The organism is Flavobacterium psychrotrophum (assembly GCF_003403075.1).
GTDB classification, from domain to species: domain Bacteria; phylum Bacteroidota; class Bacteroidia; order Flavobacteriales; family Flavobacteriaceae; genus Flavobacterium; species Flavobacterium psychrotrophum.
In genome coordinates, this window is the sequence record NZ_CP031557.1 from 2136120 (window position 1) to 2160659 (window position 24540).

General features: G+C 41.1%; 19 protein-coding genes and 1 pseudogene. 6 read left to right on the forward strand and 14 right to left on the reverse strand.

The annotated features are described in order from the left end of the window. Window positions 1-110 precede the first annotated feature (110 nt). From DYH63_RS09355 to DYH63_RS09395, 8 genes are all read right to left on the reverse strand, one after another. Window positions 111-1466, reverse strand: a complete 1356-nt coding sequence (locus DYH63_RS09355) for a 5-methylcytosine restriction system specificity protein McrC (protein WP_240409088.1) — start codon at window positions 1464-1466, stop codon at window positions 111-113. A 44-nt stretch (window positions 1467-1510) separates the two neighbouring features. Next, on the reverse strand, window positions 1511-3535 hold the full coding sequence (locus tag DYH63_RS21470) for an AAA family ATPase (protein WP_205528304.1): 2025 nt from the start codon (window positions 3533-3535) through the stop codon (window positions 1511-1513). A 48-nt stretch (window positions 3536-3583) separates the two neighbouring features. After that, on the reverse strand, window positions 3584-4801 hold the full coding sequence (locus DYH63_RS09370) for a restriction endonuclease subunit S (RefSeq protein WP_116788555.1): 1218 nt from the start codon (window positions 4799-4801) through the stop codon (window positions 3584-3586). Beyond that, window positions 4794-6410: an HsdM family class I SAM-dependent methyltransferase gene (locus DYH63_RS09375; RefSeq protein ID WP_116788556.1), complete on the reverse strand. Its 1617-nt coding sequence runs from the start codon at window positions 6408-6410 to the stop codon at window positions 4794-4796. The genes DYH63_RS09370 and DYH63_RS09375 overlap by 8 nt, the downstream gene beginning before the upstream one ends. Before the next feature lie 3 nt (window positions 6411-6413). Beyond that, window positions 6414-9488, reverse strand: coding sequence for a type I restriction endonuclease (locus DYH63_RS09380; protein ID WP_116788557.1), 3075 nt, complete (start codon window positions 9486-9488; stop codon window positions 6414-6416). Between the two features lie 126 nt (window positions 9489-9614). Beyond that, window positions 9615-10865 (reverse strand): putative phage abortive infection protein, encoded by a 1251-nt coding sequence (locus DYH63_RS09385; RefSeq protein WP_116788558.1) that lies wholly within the window; start codon window positions 10863-10865, stop codon window positions 9615-9617. A gap of 12 nt (window positions 10866-10877) precedes the next feature. Continuing rightward, window positions 10878-12431: an SIR2 family protein gene (locus DYH63_RS09390; protein WP_162926979.1), complete on the reverse strand. Its 1554-nt coding sequence runs from the start codon at window positions 12429-12431 to the stop codon at window positions 10878-10880. 207 nt (window positions 12432-12638) lie between these two features. Then, window positions 12639-13019, reverse strand: a complete 381-nt coding sequence (locus DYH63_RS09395) for a helix-turn-helix domain-containing protein (protein ID WP_116788560.1) — start codon at window positions 13017-13019, stop codon at window positions 12639-12641. A 522-nt stretch (window positions 13020-13541) separates the two neighbouring features. Here DYH63_RS09395 and DYH63_RS09400 point away from each other — a divergent pair. From DYH63_RS09400 to DYH63_RS09415, 6 genes and pseudogenes are all read left to right on the forward strand, one after another. Then, window positions 13542-16565, forward strand: coding sequence for a SusC/RagA family TonB-linked outer membrane protein (locus DYH63_RS09400; protein ID WP_116788561.1), 3024 nt, complete (start codon window positions 13542-13544; stop codon window positions 16563-16565). A 236-nt stretch (window positions 16566-16801) separates the two neighbouring features. Then, window positions 16802-17236, forward strand: a pseudogene (locus DYH63_RS21610) (RagB/SusD family nutrient uptake outer membrane protein); the annotation flags it as partial. 434 nt (window positions 17237-17670) lie between these two features. Beyond that, window positions 17671-18000 (forward strand): RagB/SusD family nutrient uptake outer membrane protein, encoded by a 330-nt coding sequence (locus DYH63_RS21615; protein WP_240409109.1) that lies wholly within the window; start codon window positions 17671-17673, stop codon window positions 17998-18000. Then, entirely contained in the window at window positions 18000-19361 is a 1362-nt protein-coding gene (locus tag DYH63_RS09410) for a hypothetical protein (RefSeq protein WP_162926980.1), read from the forward strand. Before DYH63_RS21615 ends, DYH63_RS09410 begins: the two co-directional genes overlap by 1 nt. 17 nt (window positions 19362-19378) lie before the next feature. After that, window positions 19379-20224 (forward strand): alpha/beta hydrolase family protein, encoded by an 846-nt coding sequence (locus DYH63_RS21620; RefSeq protein WP_240409089.1) that lies wholly within the window; start codon window positions 19379-19381, stop codon window positions 20222-20224. Continuing rightward, a complete protein-coding gene (locus DYH63_RS09415; RefSeq protein ID WP_240409110.1) occupies window positions 20182-20607 on the forward strand; it encodes an alpha/beta hydrolase family protein in 426 nt (141 codons plus the stop codon). Before DYH63_RS21620 ends, DYH63_RS09415 begins: the two co-directional genes overlap by 43 nt. Before the next feature lie 50 nt (window positions 20608-20657). Here DYH63_RS09415 and DYH63_RS09420 read toward each other — a convergent pair whose 3' ends face one another. The 6 genes from DYH63_RS09420 to DYH63_RS09445 form a co-directional block, all read right to left on the reverse strand. Beyond that, window positions 20658-20930 carry a hypothetical protein gene (locus DYH63_RS09420; protein ID WP_116788564.1) on the reverse strand — a complete coding sequence of 91 codons (273 nt, stop codon included), beginning with the start codon at window positions 20928-20930 and terminating at the stop codon, window positions 20658-20660. A 75-nt stretch (window positions 20931-21005) separates the two neighbouring features. Continuing rightward, a complete protein-coding gene (locus tag DYH63_RS09425; RefSeq protein WP_116788565.1) occupies window positions 21006-22022 on the reverse strand; it encodes a hypothetical protein in 1017 nt (338 codons plus the stop codon). Between the two features lie 58 nt (window positions 22023-22080). Next, window positions 22081-22533: a MauE/DoxX family redox-associated membrane protein gene (locus tag DYH63_RS21775; protein WP_116788566.1), complete on the reverse strand. Its 453-nt coding sequence runs from the start codon at window positions 22531-22533 to the stop codon at window positions 22081-22083. Between the two features lie 536 nt (window positions 22534-23069). Further along, the gene (locus DYH63_RS09435; RefSeq protein WP_116788567.1) at window positions 23070-23255 is read right to left on the reverse strand and encodes a hypothetical protein; all 186 of its coding nucleotides are present in this window, start codon (window positions 23253-23255) and stop codon (window positions 23070-23072) included. A 206-nt stretch (window positions 23256-23461) separates the two neighbouring features. Further along, window positions 23462-23707: a hypothetical protein gene (locus DYH63_RS09440; protein ID WP_116788568.1), complete on the reverse strand. Its 246-nt coding sequence runs from the start codon at window positions 23705-23707 to the stop codon at window positions 23462-23464. Between the two features lie 21 nt (window positions 23708-23728). Further along, entirely contained in the window at window positions 23729-24496 is a 768-nt protein-coding gene (locus DYH63_RS09445; protein ID WP_116788569.1) for an XRE family transcriptional regulator, read from the reverse strand. Between the last annotated feature and the right edge of the window lie 44 nt (window positions 24497-24540).

Consider the following 24540-nt stretch of genomic DNA (forward strand, 5'->3'; position numbering starts at 1 on the left):
GGGCACTCCGCTGTATCTTTTTCTGCGAAAAAGGATGCCGTTGCGGTCCCGGTCGCGGGAGTGAACATGAAAAGCTATATCAGAAATATGTTTAAATATTAACTATTTAATTAGATATAAGGCAACTTTACGCCGAGCTTATATACTTTGTAATAGGCAGGTATTTCCTTCATATTATCTCTGATATTTTCTAATGAAAAATCTTCAATCCCGTTTTCCATGTCAGGATAAATAATTAAACAAGATATATTTATATCTCCAGTCACTTTCAATTTTTCCCGGACCTTTTTCAAACGTGCATATCCGGCTACTTGACGAATATCATCGTGTACCTGTCCGTGTTGATAATGGAGTTTGTATTTAGCATCGATAACCACTTGAAAATCAGGTTTTGAAACTAAAATATCTAGTGCATTGCCATAGGTTTTAAATTGAAAATGGATTTCTTTTTTACCAGCTGGATTGGCTTCTATCATTTTACTATAAACATACAATTCGAATAACCGGGGCATGTCTATCCAGAATGGCGGTGTTGCAATTTCTTTGGAACTCGTCTGTGTAATGTTATAAGCAAAACGCTTCAGTATATGCTGACCCGTCTGCAAAGCTTCTTCATACGCTTTGTAAAATGGATTGTGCTTGATGTGCTTAAGTTCATATTCGTTGACTACATTCGAAATCAATTCAAAAGCGGGACGACAATAGTTTATAGTATGTTGTATATCCGAATAAATGGTTCCAAAAAGAGATTTATTGTTTTCCAAATAGGCCGTGGCAAATTGCAACACCTTTTTTAAAAAACGGTTTTCAGGATGGTCGTAGCCGAATTGCTGGTACTCACAGTATGTAGTTGTGAATCGATTCTTAAAAACATTCTGCTTAATATGTTGTCCAACCAATATTTTGCCTTTAACCCTGTTGTTAAGGTTTTCCTGCACTTTGTAGTAATTTTTCTTTAACCCTTTACGGACAATGTTTTTCAATATCTGTAAAAAACGTACAATCAGGAAAGGGGTTAGCCTATCGTCTTTTTGTTCAATTTTAATGGGCTGGGCAAGCCAGTCAATTTTAACCAAGTTTATGATTTCTCTGTTACTCTCATCAACTGACGCTACCTGCAACAGCATACTTAGGTAATCCAGTTCAAATATAGACCCATCAACTTCTTTCGACCTTTTCTGCTTTGTGTTATCATCGGAATCATGTTCGCTTTTTTTATCAAACAATTTAGCATACTTACTGTTTATTTTTGGTTCAACATACAAGTACCTACCTGTCTTTCCAATCCAGTCAAGCCCAATACAGTAATCTGCCTTCAGTTCAAAATCTAAATCTTTTCTATTAAATATAAAACAATGACTGCTATCATTGAACGGCTTAGACACTACCGATTCAAACAGTTCAAATTTTGACCGATGAATTTTTACGATGCCTTCTTGTTCTGGCTGTTGCTCTTCATCATTCACGAAGCGGATTAGAAGGCTTTTATGTTCGGATAAACAAATACCCATTATATAGAAGGAGCTAAAGCTTCAATTTTTTCCTTGATTTTTTCGCCCGTTAAAACGCCATCTCTTACATATTCCCGTAAAATCGGCTTGATTTCGTATTCAAGTCGAATTTCGGTCGAAGCGCCATCTGTTTCTGCTGATTTATCGATAAAATAGGAATGACCTAATTGGACGTCTTTCTTCTCAAATTCAGGTGATAAATTGGTATCGAACAAAGCCGCTACTGTATCAAATAAAACGCCGTCAAATGTTTCCAAACCTTGTGTCTCTTTAAGATTTTCTGATGGAACATCTACAAATGCAAAACGCCTGCGGATGGCGTAATCAATATGCCCCACCGAACGATCGGCAGTATTCATAGTGCCAATGATGTAAAGATTTGGAGGTAAAATCAATTTATTATCGTCTTCGACGGCATACATACTTTCTACGGCCTCTCCCCGGTATTCTAGGGCATAAATGAGTTCGCCTAAAACAGATGAAAGGTTAGCCCGATTAATTTCGTCTATAATGAGCACGTAATTTCTGGGAGCTTCTGAATAAGACTCTCCTTGATACTTATACTCATCAAAGAAAATTTTGAGCAGGGCATTATAATAGGTATAGCGATAATGTGCATGGATAAATTTCTCTTTATCTAATTGCTTATTTGTCAATTCAAGCTCTCCCGAAACTATAGCCTTAACCAGACTCTTGAACTCGCTAAATTTTATATATCCGGGTGTTTGCCAGGATTGGGCATACTTAAAATAAGAATCCGTTACTTCATAAATCTTAATATCCCCTGAAAGTGTTACTTGCTCTTCAGGCAATTTTGCTTCAACATTACTCTTAAACTCTTCAAACTTGGAATCTACCCATTGCTCAATGTTTGATTCAGAAGAATTGTTATGGCTTGCTATATAATTCCTTAACGCTTTTTCAGCAAACAAACCAAGTGTTTTATTTACATTTTTATACTCGATTTTCTCACCTTTTGATTCGGCTACGATACCACGTACAAAGTCTTCATAAGTGTAGCTGGGATGGAATTGAATTAGTTTGACTTGTTCTGAGTCCTTTTTATTAACATTTACATTTTCCGTTATATATTTAGCCAATGACATTTCATACGCTTCAACATTTTTTAAAGTTGAGGTTTTCCAATCTAAATTATCTTTATAATATTTTATTATCCCAGAGATTGTTGGAAGACGATTTTCTCCAGATGTAGTAATTTCAATATTGTCTTGATTAATCGAAATTATCTCAAATTTTTTCGTCCCACCGACACTATCAAATTTTAAACCCAAATTAAGGTTATTCTTTACAAACTCTTTATCAATTTGGTTTAATCCTAGTAATTGTTGAGCTATCTCTTTTGCCAATTTAGTTTTACCTGTACCTGGAGGACCTTGGAGGATAATTTGCCTTTTGTATTTAAGCAAGTTTATCTTTTTAGTGATTTCCTTCAATTGTATTTCCTGATGCGAAAGAGTTTCATTTTTCCTATTGTTTAATTCAAAAACCATACAGTATACCTCAAATTGTTTTTTTAGATCCGAAATCACAGTTTGATAATCCGAATCATCTAATTTGTTGTCATTCAAATAAGGAATAGAATTTCCAAAAAGTAAAAACTCTTCTTCCTTCATTTTACCTAATTGGTCTTCTGAACCTATCTTAAAAGAATAATTTGGAACAACATTTTTTATTTTAAAATATAAATCTTTAAAAGAAATGCCTAAGGAATTTGCAATTTTTGCGGGATCATCATTATTAAAAGATCCTCTTTGGCTGTTAATTCCAAGTCCGTAACCTAATTCTCCATTCCGTAAATATAAATGATACTGGATTTCTTTTTTTCCTCCTCTATTGTAAACCCATTCTGATTTATCTTTATCATATTCCGAAAAAAGTATTCTATTAGGTAGGTTATTTAATCCGGAAAGTTTTTTCCTAGCCTCTCTAAACTTTTGATTAAAGTTATCTCCTAGATCTGTTTCAATCTGCCTTATTAACGTTTCAAAATTCTGAAAATCCATATTTATTATTTAAAAAGCTTCGATGTGATAATTTCTAACATCTAAATATTATTTATACGATACACTCCCCTCAGCCACCATACCCACTTTCTCCTTAGCCTCAGCGACAGTTACCTGCCCGTTCATCAACATAGGCAATAACCAATCGCGAAGCGAAGCAAGTTCATGGTTTTGTTTTTTATTTAAATCAATTTTTTTTATAATTTGATTAGTTTGAGTGAAAAAACTATTCAGAACCGCTGACGCAGGATTGAGTATCCTTAGTTTAGAAACATGAGGAACAGTCAATTGCTGCTGTACAGAACCTGAGTTTTCAAAAACTAAGTTTTTAATTTCGTAGTAAAAAAACAGTGCTCTATATTTTACTTTAGGAATAATAGATATTAAACGTATAATCGGAAAATACGATTCATTTCTTAACACTGTATAACCAATAGTCCCTCTAGCCGAAATTGTTATACTTGGTTCACTTATCTTAGCCAACTTCGTATAGCCATAAAGGCCTTCATTAGTTGACCCATTTGAAAATATAGGTATTCTATAATCTTCGGTTTTTACTTTCGATATTAAATCAGGTTTATCACCACCGGCATTAATAGCAGCGATATCTCCGAGCTCTTTTACCTCCCATCTTTCTGGAATCTCCCTCTTCAACGCATCATTCCAGACCATTTTACCGCCTGACGATTTATAAGGCTTGCCATGAGCATTCGGAAAATCAAATTGTATAAACCAATAGTCATACAGCGTTTTGACCATTGCCTCCAGCTCTGCGTTGATTTTGCTGTTTAATTCTATTTTATCGTCTAAAGTTGAAAGGACAGAGGCGATTTTCTGCTGGGTTGGAAGATTTAAATTTGGGATTTCAAATTCAAGTATCTGATTTTTATCACCACGAGGCATTTTAGTTCCCTTTGAGCCAGCCATCGTATGATCAAAAAACATATCCTGAAATAAGTTATAATAAACAAATCTCGAGTCAAAATCATTCCTAACGACAAAAGTCAAAACATCGCTGGAAACTCCTCCATCATTCTTAGCATACCAAATCTTTTTTAAGTATGGACGTATATTCGAAATCAATATATTTCCAGCAGAATACTTAGTAGTATTATTAATTGATGCAGGAAGAGCATCAATTCTAGTAACACCTTGTTTATTCTGAAGTAAATTTTCAGTTGAGACGTATGACTCAAGTTTTAGTTCCCCATATGGTATTCTTTCTTTAGAATAAAATACAACATCCTTCAACTTTATTTTACTCATACCTTAAACCCTTTAATTGTTCCTGAATTTCTTGGTCTAAGGCATTACCTTCTGCAAAAAGGCTTTGCAGTCGATTTTGAAAACCGTCCATTTTTTCTGCAAATTCTTCTGCTGTAATATCCACATACTCAATTTTTACCTCAAAATACTGCCCGGCACTAAAGCTGTAGTTTTTTTCTATTACCTGTGCTCTGCTAACCACTACAGAGAGGTCGCGTACGGCCTGTATGGCATTAAAGGTATCAATAATAAGGTTTTCCTCGACAGGGGTTAATACGGTGCGCTGGTTTTTACCCTCCTTAACCGTTTCTCCCAGTTTAGAGGCATCCATCAATACCATCTGGTCGCTATCGGCTTTCTTATCCAAAAACAACACCGAAACGTTGGTACCCGTACTGGCAAAAATATTACTGGGCATACTTACCACGCCACGCAGCCAGCCGTTAGTTATAATGCGCTCACGGATTTTCTTTTCAATGCCGCTTTGCGCAGTAATAAAACCGGTGGGCACTACAATAGCCGCTTTTCCGGTATCATTCAATGAGTACATAATATGCTGTATGAATAGCAGATAGATGGCCATTGATTCTTTCTTACTTTTCGGTATATTAGGAATCCCGGCAAAAAAACGTTTTTTAAAAGCGTCTTTATCTAAATCAGCATGAAAATCGGAAAAATCCAGCTTAAATGGCGGATTAGAAACGATGTAGTCGAACTCTTTGTCCAAATAGTTCGGTTGCGCTATCGTATTGGTCTTGATAATGTTCGGTATAGAATGCGTCAGGTTATTCAATACCAAATTCAGACGCAGCATATTGCTCGATTTCTGCGAAATATCCTCGGAGTAAATCGTACAGTTCTCTTCGCCAATCTCGTGGGCGATACTCATTAATAACGTGCCCGACCCCGCCGAAGGGTCATACACTTTTGCCCCCTTTACCGGTCCGGGTACCATAATTTGTGCCATAATGCGAGCAACTGCATGGGGTGTGTAATACTCTGCATATTTCCCGCCACTATCGGTATTGTAATCCTTAATAAGATATTCAAAAATGGTAGCGAAAAAATCGTATTTCTGCTCAAACATCTCCTCAAAACTAAACTCAAACAGCTTGTTGACTAAGGCTTTTGCAAACGCATCACGCTGCGAGGAATCTGAAATAAACTGCGTTAAATCGTCAAACAAGCTATCTTTAGCGCCGGTAAAAGATTTTACCGAAAATACTTCGGCGTTTTCAACCGAAACCTGTCTTAGAGTGTCGTCAAAAGTTTTACCGAAATCGGGATCATTCTGGATGGTAAACAAATGCGAGATAAGGTGCTGTGGCCTTAATCGCGGAATATTAGGGTCTAATGAAGCTACCAAAAAACTGTAGTCCTCATCACTTAGGTTACGTAAGGCTTCCGAAAAATTCTCAGCTTCACTTATAGCGGGCATTTCCTGCTTTACGGCGTACCTAAATTTATCGTTTAGAAATTTATACAGGAATACCTGGGTAATTATTTTAAATTCGTTTCCGTCATTTCCCAAACCATAGTTGGCGCAGACACTTTTTAGATTGTCAATAAGTGCCTTGGTTTTGGTCATGAAGTTAATGTCCTGGGTCATGTATTATCTGTATTGATATTGGTGTAAATACTCGTTTACAATTAAATTATTAATAGATTCGGTAGTGGGGAAATCTAGCGGTATGTTCTCATTTTTCTTGAATTCCTGTACCACCAGTTGCAGCAAATACCGTTTAAAAAAGGCTTCGTTTTTCAACACATCTTCCTGGCCTTCCAGTTTACTATCCACGTGTTGCTTCACCTGCATTAACGCCTTATGCAATTGAATTTCTTTAGCATTGAGCGTTCCTTTTTCACTAAGCCGCTTATGCACGCGGACATACTTGTCATCGTTTTCATACTTGGCTTTCAGCAAAGCATTTTTACGGTTTAGCTCTTTTGCCCGGTCGTAAATTTTTTGCAGCAAATGCATGTTCTCTACCATATCGGCCTGAGAAATTTCGCTTAGGTTCCTGTTCTTAAAAATGCGTTCCAGTTCTTCGCGCAAACTTACAAATTGTGGATCAATTTGGTCGAAATTATGCTGCAGCGATTCCCTGGTTTTACGTAAAATATTTTTAAACTCATCTGCTAATACAAGTTCGCTCTCGTCTACTTTAATAAACTGGAAAATAATATCTTCTAAAGCCGTGTTTAGCAAATTGGCAGAAGCCTCTTCATTACCTATGCTTTCAAGGAAATTAAGGTTATCCAGACGGTGTTGCGCTTCAAGCAGCAGGCGGTTCCATACCTCAAAATCGGCTATGCCATCAAGCGCATCATAACCGTTTACGGCAATAATATTTTTAAGTTCTTTGGCAGTACGCAAAGCCCTTATCAATCGCAGCAGCTCATTTTTATCGGTAAGCCGGGCAATTTGCTGCGAAAATAGCTCCATGTTCTGCGTATCGTAATGAAATAACGTTTCCCTGATTTCCTGTATTTCCTTCCGGATTTCCTCCTCTGTTTTAAACAGGTGGGAATACATTTCCATTTCGTCGCCCAACTGTTCCTGCAACTCGTCAAAATACAGCTTGTTGGTACGATCAAACGCTTTGGAGATGTCGGCAAAATCCACTACATAGCCATACTGGTATTTCTTATACGGGCGGTTCACACGGGTCAGGGTCTGTAATAAGTTATGATCCTGGATTATGCGCGTCAGGTATAATTTCTTCAACCGTTTGGCATCGAAACCCGTCAGCAGCATGTTGTAGACAAATAATATATCAACTTTGCCTTTTTTATATGCATTAATTAACTCTTTACGAACGGCTTTGTCGTTAACATCATGTAAAATCAGCGCCGCGCTCAGGGTTGGCTCATCATGTAATCCGTATTTCGCCTTTGGCTCAGCTGCCATTAAAAGGCTGGCATCGGTTTCCTGCACGCCATATTTTTCCTGAAACAACAGGAAGAGCTCCTTTGCCTGGTCGGCAGAATCACAAACCACCAAACCGCCTAACGATGTATCCTGGTTGTCTCGACGGAATTTGATTAAATCTTTAGTAATATAATCGAGTAAAGGCGCGGCAAACTTAGGATGCGCATATATTTGTCTTGTAGTTATGTCGCCTTGCAACACCTTGATTTCGTCCATGACCTCCTTCATTTCCATTTTGAAGTTGCCCTCAATCTGTTCGCGAATAAGGCGAAGCGTATAGCCATCGGCAATGGACATGTTGTAGTAGTACTTGTGGATGTAATTGCCAAACAACAATTTTGAATCGTAGTCCTTTGCAACTTCTTTTAATAATGGTGTGCCGGTCAAGGCAATCATTACCGCTGAGCGGTCAGAATTAAACAGGTGGCCCAAATAACTTCCTTTCGGGTTGTAACTACGGTGGGCTTCATCTAAAAAGTAAACCCTTTGCACATTGATATCGTACATAAGATCTTTAGCTGAAACGGCATCTTCTGAGAATTTCTGAATGTTGACTACTGTAATTTCAGGCTCTCCGGAATCGTTATGCAAAGCGCCGACTACCTGCAAGTCTTTAACAAATTCATCTTTAGAATTTACCTGCTTTACCCTCAGGCCTCGATTGGCAAATTCGCCAGAAGCCTGGATTAACAAATCCAAACGGTCTACGATAAAGTAGAACTTGGGTATAATTTGTTGCTTAGCATAATAATCGGTTAGATACTTCACGTTATAATAGGCCAGGGCCGTTTTACCCGAACCCTGGGTATGCCAGATAATTCCTTTGTTTTGACCTGCCTGTAGCTTTGCCTCAATTGCCTGCGTGGCAAATAACTGAGGATAGCGCATAATGTGTTTTTGGTACGAAATTTTACCCTGAGTATCTTCCTTTACATAAGCAATGGCATATTTCAGCAAAAATTGTAAGCGCTCTTTACCGAATAAAGAAGTTAAAATTCGGTTTGTTGGTGTCCTTTCCTCTTTATTGATAAGGTATTCCGGACTGTTTTTAATAACAATCAGGTTGTTATCTTTAAGCAGCTCAATTTCGGTTTTCTCGTCAATTGTAAGCAACTTTTGCTTTACAGGATACTCCTCATCTTCCCTGAAGAAATTGAAATGAACCTGATCGTAAGACGGAGTTCCATAGAATGCCCCAAAGACAGGGTCTACAATTCCGTCTTCATATTCCATATTGTTAGAGAACACCAATAACTGTGTTAGATTAGCAAAACGCCGGAAGTGTTTATTAGCGAAGCGTTTATTGATACGATTCCGTTCAGCGATAACCCCCTCTTTATTGTGTGGTTTCTTAACCTCAATAAATGCCAAAGGCATCCCATTAATTAAAACGGTAATATCAGGGCGAAACTCTTCATCACCCGTTTTGCAGGTTAACTCTGTAGTGACATGGAATTCGTTATTGGAAAAATCTGCAAAATCTATCAGTTTCAGCCCTGATGTAGCCACCAACCGCTCATAGAATTTTTTACCTAAATCTTCATAGTCGAGCTCTAAATTAATTTCATCGAGTAAACGCTGGGCATCTTGCTCAGAAATATTATTTATGGCAGCTATCTTTGGAATAAAAATAGAGGGGAAGATATTGTTTTCTTCTATCCTTATCTGCTGATTAGAAGGAATATATCTATAACCCAGGCGCATTAAGTGCAGTAAAGCAGGAATTTTTACCCGGGAATCTTCATTAAACGTCATATAGAAGGAGTTGATTTCCTGTAAAAATACGGTTTTATTAGTTTAGTCCATTAACACAAAATTGGGAGAATTTAAAATCTCAATGAAATTCAATCAATAATATAGCCGTCATACACGATTACTTGACTATACACGATTTGAAAATATGTCTATATTTTCAAATAAAGAATCTGAGCTTCTTCTTCCACTTTCAAACTTAAAGCTTCTGTTTGAAAAAATATCATCAAGTTTAAGATCTTCAATCAAGAAGTCTAGCGGAATGTTATGAATCATTCTAAAATCGGTTAAAAATTTATTGTCCTTATCTTCCCACTTAGTTGCTGTATCAGAATACCAATTATAAAAAATTTGAAGTTGATCGTAGTTTGAAAGTAATCCTCTCAATGTTCTTAAATAACCACGTTTCTGCTCATAGGTGAAATAATCTACATTATTAACAAACTTTACAATATTAAATATTTGCCTAAAAAAAAGTGATAGTTTAGTTTCATGTCCCTTAAAAGGAAAGTGGTGTAGGTTATAATTAAAAATGTCAGAAAATAAGTAATATACAATCTTATAATCAGCAAATTCGTCGAACAAATCTCCTATTTTAAATTCATCTTTTAAAGCTTTTTTAAGTAATGAAATTTGATCAAGTGTATTTTCTTCATTACTGACATCCTTTAATATATTCTTAGTATCAAATTTGAATGTGGTATATATTTTAGATATAACTTGTTCAATATCTAAAAGCTGCTTTCTAGATACATTATATCTTAAAGAAAGATGGTTAATGTTTTTCAAAAAAAGCAAACGCCCTTTAAAAAAAATATAATATGACAATGATAGTATCTTTTGGCTATCAGTTATAGAACTAGTGTTTTTTACAATAAAATATATAAATTTCAGTTCTTTATCTAACTGATACATTACCTCTCTACCCGAATAATCTTTTTTATTTATTGCAGGTAGACTTATCTCGGTTATTTCCTGTCTTAATATTGTAATTTTTAAGTTAAGTTCAGTCTCAAATTTCTGAACATCAAATTGTTTTCTAACTTCATCATTAGCTTTATACTGCACCCAGAATGCCAAAAAAGTTAATAATGTAGCAGGAATCGCAATAGCAGGATTCACTAAGCCTCCAACTAAATCTCCTAGGGTACCCAGATATTCAATTTTTCCATCATCATTAAAATCTGGATTTTCTATAAAGTGATTTACAGTCACAAGACTGTAAATAATAGTCGCTGACGAAGCTGTTACAATGCCTAATATTAAAAAATCGGTTCTTTTATGGTAAGCTCGAAAAATATATTTTGATACCGCTTTATTGAATGTCGAAAATATTGATAGTATAAAAATTATTGAACAGATAAGAATTAAAATTTTCATTAATAGAATGTATTATTTATATCTTTTGTAATCATATAACGTAATTAATCTTCTATATTTAGAGTCTCCTTTGTCTTCGTCATAGTTTCTTAAAAATAATTCTAAATTTTCGAGTGGAATATTATCGTTCCATACATTAAATACGAGGGTCGAATGTTTATTGGATGTTGCGATAGTTGAATCCTTAAACACATCTTCAATTGACATATGTTTTGTAAAATGCTTTGGTGTCTTTTTAACGAATTTGTCCAAAATATCCTTCTGAATCTGTTCGATTTTTGATGAAAATTTCAATTTAGAATAAATCTTTTGAAAACCTAAAATTGGAAAGTATACATTCTTTGCAATAGTTAAGCGATCAATAACTTTTATTCTTTCTTTGTTTTTTTCATCTATTATTTCAAAGTAATTATTTATAAAATCATTTACAGACATATGCTCTGGTATCAACTTCTCTTTAAAAACGGTCTGTTTAATTGTATTTGCCGTTTCTCTATTACCGTATGTTATCACGAGTACACGATCTTCATTATTTATTTCTTCTTGAGAATCGACAACTATAACTTCACGAACCGATTTTTTATCAGATGATTTTGCAGTTATTATGTCAGACATAATATTTTGAACTTTCCGTATATCGACAGCAGATATAGGATATTTGGCTTCTACAAGTTCTTTATAAAGTGAAGAGTATTTGTCTGTCTGCAGCTTTTTAATTTGTATTGGAATATCCTCAATTTTTAAGTGGTAATCGGATATTTCTTCATTTTCAGAATTAGGTGCGTATTCAACTATTAGAAAATTTTCTTTAATTTTTCTAAAAGCTTCCGTATTATATTCTGTATATTTAAAAACTGTCTTTAAAATATTATTTACATTTTCATCCTGAGCTCCATATCCCAGAAAAATAACTGGATTATGTATAAATAGAGAAAGTAACTGAGCTCTAATAAGTTCATCCTGACTTTTTGACCGATCATAATCTTCACTGGAGATAATTATCTTTGACGGATCTGATACACAACCATGAATTTTATATAATGCTCCATAAGGATTTGATAATAAAATATCGTTACCTATTAATGGTTTGAATCCTATTATGTTTTCTAGAAGAGTATCATAATTAGTTGTAATTATTGATGAAATATTGTTTTTTAACTGCTTTAAAAGTTCAATTTCTTCTTTTTGTATTGATTTAAGTTCAAGGTTCTTTAAAACTGAAGCTACATATAACTTAAATCTACTTATGGGTTTACCGTTTTCTATGGACTTATAATATTCATCATTGATATCTTTCAAAGCACCATTTCTATTCTCAGTAAGAAACTGATTGAAAAGCTTTTCTACATCAGACCCTATGCTAGGGAAGTTAAAAACTCCGTTATCTATGATGTGTTTAGCTTTTATATCTAAATAATTTTCCTCATTCTTGTCAACAATTTTACATGTGCTTTTTAATAACTCATCCCAATTGAAAGCGTTATTTAAGTACCTTAAGCTTAAACCTGTTCCAACGAAGAGAACGGGATGGCTTTTAAACCCACTTACAAATTCTTTGATGTTCACAATTATTAATAATTAAGATTGATAAATATATAGGAATTTTTACTGTAGAGAAGTTGATATACCTCAACAATTCTAAAGTAATTTATTAACAAGATAATTTTGTCTAAATTATAAATTTAGGGCGATAATGAGTACAGGTAAAAATACCTGTTTTTATCGCCCAAGTAGTTTTTTAAAAAAATATGCTCTTGCGTATTTATAGTAAAGTTATTTTTCTCTACTTTTTTTGAATTCATTGACTTCAAAATCTGTAAGTGATTCGTATACTTTAGCAAAATCAGAGAGTGAATATCCCATTGCTTTTATTATCATAAATAAAGTAGAGGAACTAGGCTTGGAGTTTGCATTAAAGGCATCAGATACTGTCCCTTTGCGCATACCAATAGCTAAAGCAATTTGATTGTAGCTATCAGACAATAATTCGATGTCTTCACAATTGATAAGCTTACGTAAACTTGCAGCAGTCTTTAATTTAATATTTTCTTCTAACTCTTCTTTCACAACTGCAATTAACAATTTCTGAATAATTTTATCGGTACGCTTTGCCGTACCGATAAAAATTAATATATTTGGCTCTGTGCTATGCAAATAGTATCATTTTTGTTAAATTTGCGATTCTTCAATATTTAGTATTAGAAGCATTCGCTTTGAATCTCGTCTTAGAAAACTGGTAATTTTAAATAGGAACGAGGAGATAAGTGTAAATGCTCACGCCATACGGCGTGGGCTCACTTATTGTTCCATGGTATACCAGTACCTCTAAGGCAGTAAGCTGAGTTTAAACCCACGCCTCCTTTTTTAGGGGACAACCACTCAACTTCAATTCTTAGCGCACTTCAATGATTTCATAGTCTCGCACATACGTAATTGTTGAACTAATAGTTGCTGCCTATGATATAAAAAAATCTTTATTACGCTTTAAAGGCCTGGGAGGTACTGATTTTCTTTTGAGTTAGTGATTGGGAGTCTCAGGCTGTTTTTTCAACTAACCATTTATTGCCTTTGCTCATGTAATAAGATTACATAAAAAAGCCCTCGTACTCGATCTTGGCGGACTAGTAGAGGGCCATAGCCAACAAAACGCATCGTTTCATTTAACTTAACCAATGTATGAATTATTTTTTATTCTGCAAGGGTAGGATGGCTTTTGGGTACCCAATACTTATTGGGTGCTGCCTCCTTCTTTGCCCTGCCCCTGCCAATGCCTCGTACTCCGCTGGGTATTCAGGTCACACCTGGCAGCAACACACCATATCAGGAAACCTCCGTGATGCTTCCGGCCCTTTGCCGGGTGTCAGTATTTCTGTTAAAGGTAAGAACATGCATGCCGTTTCCACTGCTGACGGCACCTACTCCATCAATGCCGGATTACAGGATATTCTGGTCTTTGAAAGCATTGGCTATAAGACAGTGGAAATCTCAGTAGACGGACGGACAACGATTGACCTTGTACTCGAAGAAGATTCGGCCACCCTTGAGGAAGTTACTATTAACGCGGGGTATTATTCCGTAAAGCAAAAAGAAAGCACGGGCAGCATAGCCCGGATTACCTCCCGTGACATTGAGACCCAGCCGGTAACCAATGTGCTGGCCACCCTACAGGGGCGTATGGCTGGTGTTAATGTAGTACAGACCACCGGCACGCCGGGTGGGGGCTTCGATATCCAGATACGGGGGCTCAACAGCCTGCGCAGTGGCGGGAACAGCCCGCTATACATTATCGATGGTGTCCCCTATTCTTCCGAACCCATCGGCAGTGCGTCCACCGCAACGGTCCTTCCCACCCAGCCCTCGCCCCTGAACAGCATCAATCCCGAGCAGATTGCGAGCATTGAGGTGCTTAAGGATGCGGATGCCACCGCGATCTACGGCTCACGGGGCGCGAATGGCGTAGTGCTCATCACTACTAAAAAGGGTAAGGTTGGGAAGATGAAATTCACAGGCACCATGTACCAGGGGGCGGGTACCATAACCCGGAAAATGGACCTGATGGATACGCGCCAGTACCTTGAAATGCGCCGCGAAGCTTTGGCCAACGATGGCATTACGGAGTATCCCGCCGCAGCGTATGATGTCAACGGGACATGGGATCAGAGCCGTTACACCGACTGGCAGGAAGAATTACTGGGAGGCACCGCGGCGATTACCAATGCACAGGTTGCCTTATCCGGGGGCTCCGGGCAAACCCAGTTCTTGCTAAGCGGTACGTTTAACAGGCAGGCTACCGTATTTCCCAGCGACTTCAATTACAAAAAGGGGAATGTATACCTGAACCTGAACCACGTATCGGACAATAAAAGGTTTAAGGTAAACTTCTCGGCAGGCTACACAGCCCAATACAACAACCAGCCCCGCATCGACCTGATGCAGGAAGCGCTTTCCCTAGCCCCCAATGCGCCCGCACTATACGACCAGCAGGGAAAACTGAACTGGGAGAACAGCACTTTTAACAACCCGCTCCGTAACCTCGAAGGCAGTTACGAGTCCAGGACGTACGACCTGATCGCCAACGCCCAGCTCTCCTATGACCTGGGCAGCGGGCTGGAACTAAAGTCCAGCTTTGGCTATTCATCGGTAAACAATGGGGAAGATAACGCTTCGCCATCCACCCAGTACGACCCCGCTTATGGCCTCGGGAGTGACTTCTCCACCCTGATCCGATCGTCATCCGACAGGAAGTCGTGGATCATAGAGCCACAGTTACACTGGACGAAAACTATGGGCGCGCTGAACCTTGACGCGCTTGCAGGGAGTACCTTCCAGTCGCAGCAGGGGCAGCAAAACGTGCTGTATGCCTCCGGGTTCTCCAGCAACAGCCTTATCTACAACCTGGCAGCGGCCTCCCAGCTTTTCGTCTTGCAGGACCAGGGTACCGAATACCGTTACATGGCTTTTTTTAGCAGGGTGAACGCCAACTGGAAAGGCAGGTACCTCTTGAACCTGACCGGCAGGAGGGACGGTTCCAGCCGTTTTGGGCCCGGAAAACGCTTCGCCAGTTTTGGGGCAGTTGGCGCGGCATGGATTTTTTCCGAAGAAGGTTTCTTTGATAAGGACAGCTTTTGGAGTTTCGGAAAGCTTCGGGGTTCGTACGGCATCACAGGGAACGACCAGATTGGCGATTATCAGTTCCTCGACACCTACTCCACCTCGGGTGTGTCTTATGGAGGCGTTATCGGGCTTCAGCCCTCCCGACTGTACAACCCAGAATTCGGATGGGAAACCAGTAAAAAACTGGAAGCGGCACTGGAGGCCGGGTTCTTCAACGACCGGCTGTTCCTGACCCTGGGATGGTACCGCAACCGTTCCTCCAGCCAGCTGACGGGTATCCCGCTTCCGGGGACGACCGGCTTTTCATCGGTACAGGCCAACCTGGATGCCACCGTGCAGAATACGGGAGTGGAGGTAACCCTGCGCAGCGTCAATTTTGATACCAAAGATTTTAACTGGACAACCAGTTTTAATATTTCCGCAGGCAGGAACAAACTCCTGGCGTTCCCCGGGCTCGGGGGCTCCACGTATGCCAACCAGTATGTGATCGGCCAGCCTTTGAACATCCGTAAAGTGTATCACGTAGTGGGGGTAGATCCCCAGACAGGCATTTACCGCTTTGAAGATGCCAATGGCGACGGTACGGTTTCCAGCGCTGACCGCCAGACCGTAAAAGACCTGAACCCGGAGTACTTCGGGGGATTACAGAACTCCATAAGGTTCAGGCGCTGGCAGCTTGATTTTCTGTTCCAGTTCTCCAAACAACAGAATTTTAATGAGGTGGCATTCTTCGGTGTGCCGGGTACAGCCTCCAACCAGCCTGCAAGCATGCTGGACCGTTGGCAGCAACCGGGTGCTACCGCTACCCACCAGCTGTATACCGATGGGACGAACAGTGCCGCTGTAGATGCGTATTACCGCTACATGGAAAGCGATGCGGCCATAAGCGATGCCTCTTACATCCGCCTTAAAAACCTGTCGCTGTCCTACCAGCTGCCCCTCGATGGGATCAGTTGCAAAATCTTTGCGCAGGCACAGAACCTGCTGACGTTCACCTCCTACAAAGGCGCCGACCCCGAATTCAGGGCTACAGGGTTTCTTCCCCCCCTCCGGGTAATCAGTGCCGGGATACAATGTACCTTTTAAACATTACGATTATGAAAATATTGATAGAATATACTACTGCGTATACCATGCGCCTGCGCCGGTTTACTGCTTCACATATAGCATACGCCCTTTTTATAGCAATCGTCACTTCAGGATGCGATTTTACGGAAGTGGGCCTGCCCGATTCCCAATTGGCAGCGCAAGCTGTATTTGAAGATAAAGCAACAGCGGACGCTGCAATGGCGGATGTATATGCCAGGATGCGTGACAATGGCATGTTGTCCGGAAATGCTGAAGGGCTGTCGTTCCTTTTGGGGAATTATACCGATGAGCTTGACTTTTATGGCAGCCCACAAAACAGCGCAGTACCGTTTTATAACAATGCACTGGTGGTAACCAACAGCACGGTAAAGACACTCTGGGACAATGCCTACGGGCAGGTATACGCCGCTAATGCGGTACTGGAAGGCGCTACGGCCTCACAATCTTTATTGGAAGCGGACCGCCGCCGCCTCCAGGGGGAAGCGCTTTTTGTAAGGGGCCTGCTGCACCTTTACCTTACCTCGGTTTTTGGCGATGTACCTTACGTAACCACGACCGATTACCAGCAGAACCGTAACGTATCAAAACTGATTCAGGCCAATGTGTACCTGAAGATTAAAGAGGACCTGTACAGTGCTATTGAAAGCCTGCCGGAAGAATATACCACACCCGACCGTACGCGCCCCAACAAATACGCCGCCTATGCGCTACTGGCACGTGTTGCATTATACGCGGGTGATGATGCCGGGGCTTCCGATGCTGCTTCCGCAGTGCTCAACAATACAGGGCTATACAATTACGGGCAGGATGTGGCTGGTATGTTCTTATTAGGGAACCCTGCAAACATCTGGCAATTTAGCCCTTCGGGCGGTGGCGGCAACAGCCTTGAGGCAATAACCTTCAGTTTTACCAGCGGCCCTCCTCCCCTTTCGGCAGTAACCGCCTCCCTTGCCAATAGTTTTGAGCCCGGCGACCTCCGCAGGCAGGAATGGGTCGCTGAAGTTTCTGATGGCATGACTACCTGGTACCGCCCTTATAAATACCGCGAGGAATCCAATACCGGGGCTTCACAGGAATACTCCATAGTACTGCGCCTGGGGAAATGTACCTTATCAGGGCCGAAGCACGCCTGCGTGCCGGCGACCTTATCGGGGGTAAGGAAGACCTGGACATCATCAGGGCAAAAGCAGGATTGCCACCGACTACAGCGATCACGCAGGAAGGCTTACTCGCAGCGGTACTCAACGAGAGGCGTGCGGAATTATTTACCGAATTCGGCCATCGTTTTTTTGACCTCAGGCGTTTCGGGCAACTGGATGCCGTGCTTGCACCGGCAAAGAACGGCTGGACCGCGAATGATGCGCTCTTCCCCTTGCCGGATGCCGAGCTGAACCTGAATCCCAACCTTCTGCCGCAAAACACCGGGTACTGATGAAACTAGTAAAGATCAAAAAAATACGGCACGTGGTCATTGCAGGCCTGATTTCCGCCTGCCCTTTAATGGGGCAGGTACCAAAAAAGGCAGTAACCACGGCCGATTATCCGCTTTGGGGTACGCTGGCCGGCACGGCACTTTCACCTAACGGTCGCTTTGCCAGCTACTCCATGGAGTACAAACAGGGTCCCGATACCCTCTTTGTAAAAGCAGTAGATAATGGGCGCACTTTCACATTTGCCGGCGGCAGGGAGGGCCATTTTGTGGGTGAACAGCATTTTGCCTGCATCGTTAATGACAGCATTTTTGTAGTACAGGACCTTAAAAAGGACACGCGCAGCACCGTTAAGGGCGTTTCGGAATATCAGGTCGGGAACGGCACGACCCTGTTACTGTTTGGCAGGGACAATGGGAATGGCAGCCTGTTGAACGTGCTTCACGCTGATGGTACGGTACTGAAAACACTGCCCGGCATTACCTCGTGGAATTTTAATCCCCAAGCCGCATCCCTTTTGTATTGCAGCCTTGGGAAAGAAAATACTGTCGGGATAATAAAGCTTGATAACGGCTTTACAGAAGAACTACTTATGCACAGCGACAGCCTGCAGTTCCTGAACCCGGTGTGGCATGGGGCGGGAAAAGCGGTCGCCTTTGTCGGGAGGCCCAAAGGGAAGGCTGAAGGAACAGGCGACCGACTGTATTACCGTGCGATGGATGACAGGCAACTTCATTGCCTTGACCCTACCCTGCATCCTGGCTGGCCGAAGGGACATATCCTGGCAAGCCTGTTTCGGGACAACCTGGTTATTGCCGGGGATGGCAGGAGGGTATTCTTCTACACAAGGGATCACAGTACCGACAGTACAACTGGACAAATTCCGGCTGTGCGCGTTTGGAACACGGCTGATAAATTCTTACAGGCACACGCTGAGCGCTATGGAAGTTACCAAACTTGGCCGAGGCTGGCAATGTGGACACCGGGTTCGGATAAATTTCAAAACATTGCTACGCCTACTGAACAAAATGCGCAACTTAACGGTACGCAATCCCATGCCATTACTTTCAACCCTATTGATAACGCCCCCGGTAGCAAACAGCAGCCTGACAGGGATTGCTGTATTACAGACCTGTCCACAGGAAAAAAAGGACTTTTCCTGAAAAACCTGCCCGATTATAACGCCCTGTACATGTCCCCCGATGGCAAACATATTGCCTATTTCCTCGGGCAGGATTGGTGGGTGTATAGTATTCCGGAAAACCAACACCGCAACCTGACGAAAAACATAGCTACTCATTTCGCGGACGCTTCAGAGAGCCGGCCGGGGATATTCCCCCATATGGCTTTGCGGGTTGGATAGATGGGAAGGAAGGCGTATTGCTGTATGACCGGTTCGATGTATGGCAGGTGGCCGCTGACGGCGCAGCAGCAGCCCGGCTTACCAACGGGAAGGAATACAATAGAGTGTACCGGTTCAACCGTTGGGAATTCAGCCAGGGACAGGGCTTTAGTGGAAGTGGGCCTGTGATTGATACCGCTCGGACATTACTATTGGAAGCAAGGGATATCGATTACCAGGCTTCAGGTTTTTTTAGCTGGCACAATAATAAGCTTCAGGAAATTGTCTATGGATCCTTCCACGCTGCTGCTCTTATAAAAGCGTCAAACAAAGAAACCTATGGGTATACGGTTGAAGATTACGACCGACCGCCTGCGTTACATATAAAGAAAGACAATAAAGAAGAAAGGGTAATCGTACAGGGTAATCCACAACAGGACCGTTTTTTATGGGGAAGGTCAGAATTGGTAAGCTATACTGGCCGCCATGGTGAAAAACTAAAGGGAATTCTTTTTTACCCTGCCGGTTATGATCCTGGGAAACAATACCCCATGGTCGTACACATTTATGAAAGGCAGTTAGCGCAGCAGCATAGGTATACAAATCCCTCCCTTTTGAATGCATCCGGTTTCAATAAAACAAATTTTACCACAAGTGGCTATTTTGTACTGTATCCTGATATCGCATATACAATATGGGAGCCGGGAATCTCAGCGCTTGACTGCGTAACAGCAGCTGTGTATGCCGCAGAACAAAACGCTTCTATAGACGAGGGGCGTATCGGGCTGATCGGTCATTCCTTTGGGGGTACGAAACCAATTTCATCATTACCCAAACCGATATTTTCCACGCAGCGGTATCCGGAAATGGGGTTTCAGACCTAAGCTCATCCTACCTTTCTGTCGGATGGAGTTATGCCCTGCCCAACTATTGGCGCTTTGAGCACGACCAGTGCCGTATGGGTTACATCTTCAACAACTGGGAACACTACGACCGGAATTCAGCGGTTCGTTTTGCGGATAAGGTAACGACGCCCTTGCTTAGCTGGATCGGCGAGAATGATGACCAGGTCAACCCGTTCCAAAGCTACGAGTTCCACATCGCGTTACGGCGGTTGGGTAAAAGGGGGTTACTAATAACATATCCCGGCGAAGGCCATGTTATCATTGATCCTTATAAGCAAAAGGATTTGTCAATTAAGGTTATGGAGTGGTTTGACCATTACCTTAAGGACAAGCCGGAACCGGGATGGTGCAAACCAAATTAAAAAAGTGCAGCCCGTAAACCTACGGGCTGCACCATTTTTATACCTGCGCCTTAATTTATTTTATAAAGCGGTACGCTACACGTTGTAGCTGCAGGGGTTGCTTTACCCCATAGCCTTACGGAACCTAACGTACAGATATCACCCTCTTCGGTACGGCACATGATCTCACTGTGACAGGGGTCCGCAGCTGACACGAAACGATAGCCCTGCTGGTTAGCGAACGCATCTGCCTTACCCATTGAGGTGGTCACAAAAGCTCCGGCAGAGCCTAAGACTGCAACTGCAAGCGGCAGCATCAGTCGTTTAAACGGGTTTGTTTTCATAATAAAAAAATTTAAGTGTTGTTGATCTACTCTGTTACAGGTTTTCGATCGTACCCTGGTACCGGCCGGTATATTTTAAGGCTGGCTTGCCGAGGCGGCGCGGCTTTGGGCCAAGTGCTCGCGAAGCCTATAGCAATCCAGCTGGTTATTGATCAATGCATACAGTTTTCCTTCCACAACAAACATGGAGCGCATCTTTTTCCCACCGGCATCCGCCACGGTAAAACTGGAGCGGTACGTGCGGCTGGCCACATCATAAACGTCAACGATGCTGGAGGTTTTCCAGAGGTCATCATCTTCATAGCGACCCGGAAGCAGGGAGTTGACGAACAGTAAGCCATTGAAGTAGGCACTGCTTTTATTTACGATCAGGGGTGGCTTCGAAAATGTTTTTTTCTTATGTCCGGACACTTCAATGATTTCAATTTGTGCCGTACTGATGGTATCGATAGTGTTGCCCCTGTAAAGGACTTTTGCCTGGTCGTTGGCAAGGATGTACTGGTTACGGTACCGATAGACATACAACAGCCGTTTCTTCTCTGTATCGGTATGAAGGCTGCCATCGGTATCGAAAATACCGTCAAATTGCTTTTGCAATACCGCTGGCCCATAGGTAACATCGGTAGTATCAGAAAGGTTTACTATCCCGATAAGGCTTTCGCCATTATCTTTTACATACCGTAAGGCAAGATGTTCGGGGTCAAGGGGCTCCAGCTGGGAAAAATAATGCCCCCCTTGAAGGATTCGCTTCGCTTTCCATACCTTGGTGGTGCCCCGGTAAATATAGGGGGCACTTCCTTCATAAACATAGAACTGGTTACCATCAACACGGATCCGGGGTGACTGGAACGGCAGGTCCTTTTCAATCAATTCAATATGATGGACAGTCCTTTTTTTAAGGCCGGCATCCCATGCCATGACCTGCAGTGGCGCTGTAGTATTGCCTAAATAGAGTTGGCCGTTGCTATAGCCTGCAAAGTAGTACGAATTGAATTCCAGGTTTGCCTGGGCTATTTTTTCAGCAACATGTTGGGGAAATCTTCGCACAAAACGATTGTGATAATGAGTGGTATCTTCGGAAATACGGAACATTACAATTATGGCCCCGACCCCTGTAAGGGAGCACAAGCACAGCCAAAGGAATTTATACTTAAGAGGCATGTCCGGAACTTTTAAAGTGAGCATTCCCTGACGGCATGATAAAGATACCGGCCCCAGCAAGAAAAATAAAAAAAAGATTAAAAATAAGATGCTGGTTCCATGTCATTTTCTCTAAGATGCCGCCGCACGAGCAGGGTATGTACGGGCTGTAGTGCAGCAGGATGAAGATATACGCGGTAAACAGTACCATCAACGTATAGGACGCAAAAAGACCAGCTAGCCGGAGGTATTTTACTGAAAGTGTAATTATTATTAAAAGTTCAGTTAAAGGCACGAGGATCGATAGTTCAGTAGCAAAAGAACTGAGTAAAGGAGATTGTCCAAGCTGTATCCTGAAATTTTGAAAGTCTATAAGTTTGCTTACTCCGGCATAAGTAAACAATAAGATGAATAAGCAACTGATGATTGTTGCAATCCGCTCGGATAGATATAATTGTCTCATTTGGTTTCGCTTAGGTAGTGTATAATCTTTTACATGTACCAAATTAAGAAACCATTACTGAATATGAGATGAGAAAACCGTACCAAAAAATATAAAAACCCAACCAATAAATACCCTTTAATCGAACATCAAATTAGTATGGTTTAAATTATCATTATTGGTAAAATAGCGTTCCCTTTACTTGGAAAATAGTAGCCTGAAAAATATAGACATTTAAATCGATACCAATGAAATTTAGGGGATTCCATTGATCTATCATTAAAAAATGCTTTACACAAATAACAGGACCAGGCCATATTCAAATCGAGTGATTTTGAAATGCGATTAATGTAATTACAATGGATAACAGCTATATTACGTAGTACCGATGACGCTTCGGCACGGTGCGCAGGGCTCAGTACAACGACGTATGTGTGGCTCTTTAAATGCCGCACTACCCTTTCAACTTTATTGTTCAGTGCCAAAATCAGGAATAAAATGGCTTGAAGTGACTTATTGGCATAAAATATCAATGCGTTTGTTTTCCAAAAGGATATTCACATAATGGCCTTGTCGTTCTGCTTATAATAATGGCAGCAAATATAGTACATAGCAGTTCCATTGATTGGATAGGCTCCCAATGAAGCAATCTTTATTTTATGGGTGCCTGACTGGTGCTCCATCTCTGACCCAATCAGGTAGTGGCGGTCTTTAATTTCTTTTTCGCAATCTTGAAGCTTCATATAGTAAAAATAAAAAATGCCTTAGTACCTTCTGCCCTGTAAAATCAATACTAATTATAAATTTAAATATACCTGTTTTTTTAAGGTAGATAATTTGATAACTGGCAGCACTTTGAAAGAATCAACTATCCAGGCATGTTGTAAAACAAAAGAATATGTAAACTAAACTCATTATTGTTTTCAGGCGCTATAGTAATAAAACTAAATTACTGCATGGTAATTGTTGAATCAAGGCTGTTTTCTCTAATATAAAGGCTCACGTACTCCAATATCGCTGCTTTGTGTTCCGGCAGCACAGAAAAAGAATTGATATGGAATTCTTCCCCTTCATCACTGATATGGATGATATCGGTAAAACCCTTAGCGATGATGCTCCCCTTTAACCGAAGCAGGCTTTGATACTGTTTATTATCAAGGTCTTTTTTTACTTTAAAGCGTATGACTGTGTCCATCGTGTATAATATCTTCGTGTTCTATTGTTTATTGATCGTTCGTAAAGCTGCCATCTCTTTACGCATACCCTGTAATACATCCCGTATCATCTCAGGGCTGTCATCAGGTTCAAATTCCTTGGTGGCAATACTACAGGCATATTCCCATATTTCCAAGACATCGGAGGCCTTTACGGTATACGGCGCATAAAAGGTATTGTCGGATTGCAGTACAAGGGTATTCTTGCCATTCTTATTCAGCCTTTTGTAAACAATACCCTGGTCTTTGGTCAGCAGTATATAGGTCCTGCCATCGGTAACATGGCCCAACTGCTCTATATAACGCCCAATAATAAAAGAGCCGTCCTTATGGGGTGGCATCGAATCGCCTTCTACCGGAAAAGCCCTGAATTTTCCACTGCCCAAAAAAGGCAACGAAACATGTTGCAGCCCTTCTATGAATTCGGGGTCGCTATAGCCGTTCAGGTATCCCGCCCTGGCTTTATGGGGAATGATCTCAATAACATTCTCCCCTTTATGGTCTACTGTAATGGGAAGCACGATACGGTTATCATCCAGTTGTATAAGCCCGTCCATATCGATTTTACGGATGTCCACGGTCAGCAACAGGTCAATGCTGACGTGGTAATACCGTGACAGTTTGATGAGGTTTTCATACGGGGCCTGCGACTTTCCCTGCTCGTATTTAGCAAGGATATCGCGTGAAATAGAGAGGCGCTCGGCAACGATTTCCTGCGAGACTTCTTTTTTCATCCGGAGATGCCTGATATTGTCAGAGAATAAAGACATAAGCGTTTTGGGATTATTTATCCCGACAAATATAAGCTATTTTG

Bases quoted from the DNA above. Each gene is read 5' to 3' on its own strand.
- DYH63_RS09410 (WP_162926980.1), top strand. From the start codon at position 18,000: ATGAAACTAGTAAAGATCAAAAAAATACGGCACGTGGTCATTGCAGGC.
- DYH63_RS09380 (WP_116788557.1), bottom strand. From the start codon at position 9,488: ATGACGTTTAATGAAGATTCCCGGGTAAAAATTCCTGCTTTACTGCAC.
- DYH63_RS21775 (WP_116788566.1), bottom strand. From the start codon at position 22,533: ATGAGACAATTATATCTATCCGAGCGGATTGCAACAATCATCAGTTGC.
- DYH63_RS09385 (WP_116788558.1), bottom strand. From the start codon at position 10,865: ATGAAAATTTTAATTCTTATCTGTTCAATAATTTTTATACTATCAATA.
- DYH63_RS09375 (WP_116788556.1), bottom strand. From the start codon at position 6,410: ATGACCCAGGACATTAACTTCATGACCAAAACCAAGGCACTTATTGAC.
- DYH63_RS09425 (WP_116788565.1), bottom strand. From the start codon at position 22,022: ATGTTCCGTATTTCCGAAGATACCACTCATTATCACAATCGTTTTGTG.
- DYH63_RS09420 (WP_116788564.1), bottom strand. From the start codon at position 20,930: ATGAAAACAAACCCGTTTAAACGACTGATGCTGCCGCTTGCAGTTGCA.
- DYH63_RS09440 (WP_116788568.1), bottom strand. From the start codon at position 23,707: ATGGACACAGTCATACGCTTTAAAGTAAAAAAAGACCTTGATAATAAA.
- DYH63_RS09445 (WP_116788569.1), bottom strand. From the start codon at position 24,496: ATGTCTTTATTCTCTGACAATATCAGGCATCTCCGGATGAAAAAAGAA.
- DYH63_RS09370 (WP_116788555.1), bottom strand. From the start codon at position 4,801: ATGAGTAAAATAAAGTTGAAGGATGTTGTATTTTATTCTAAAGAAAGA.
- DYH63_RS09400 (WP_116788561.1), top strand. From the start codon at position 13,542: ATGAATTATTTTTTATTCTGCAAGGGTAGGATGGCTTTTGGGTACCCA.
- DYH63_RS21615 (WP_240409109.1), top strand. From the start codon at position 17,671: ATGTACCTTATCAGGGCCGAAGCACGCCTGCGTGCCGGCGACCTTATC.
- DYH63_RS09435 (WP_116788567.1), bottom strand. From the start codon at position 23,255: ATGAAGCTTCAAGATTGCGAAAAAGAAATTAAAGACCGCCACTACCTG.
- DYH63_RS21470 (WP_205528304.1), bottom strand. From the start codon at position 3,535: ATGGATTTTCAGAATTTTGAAACGTTAATAAGGCAGATTGAAACAGAT.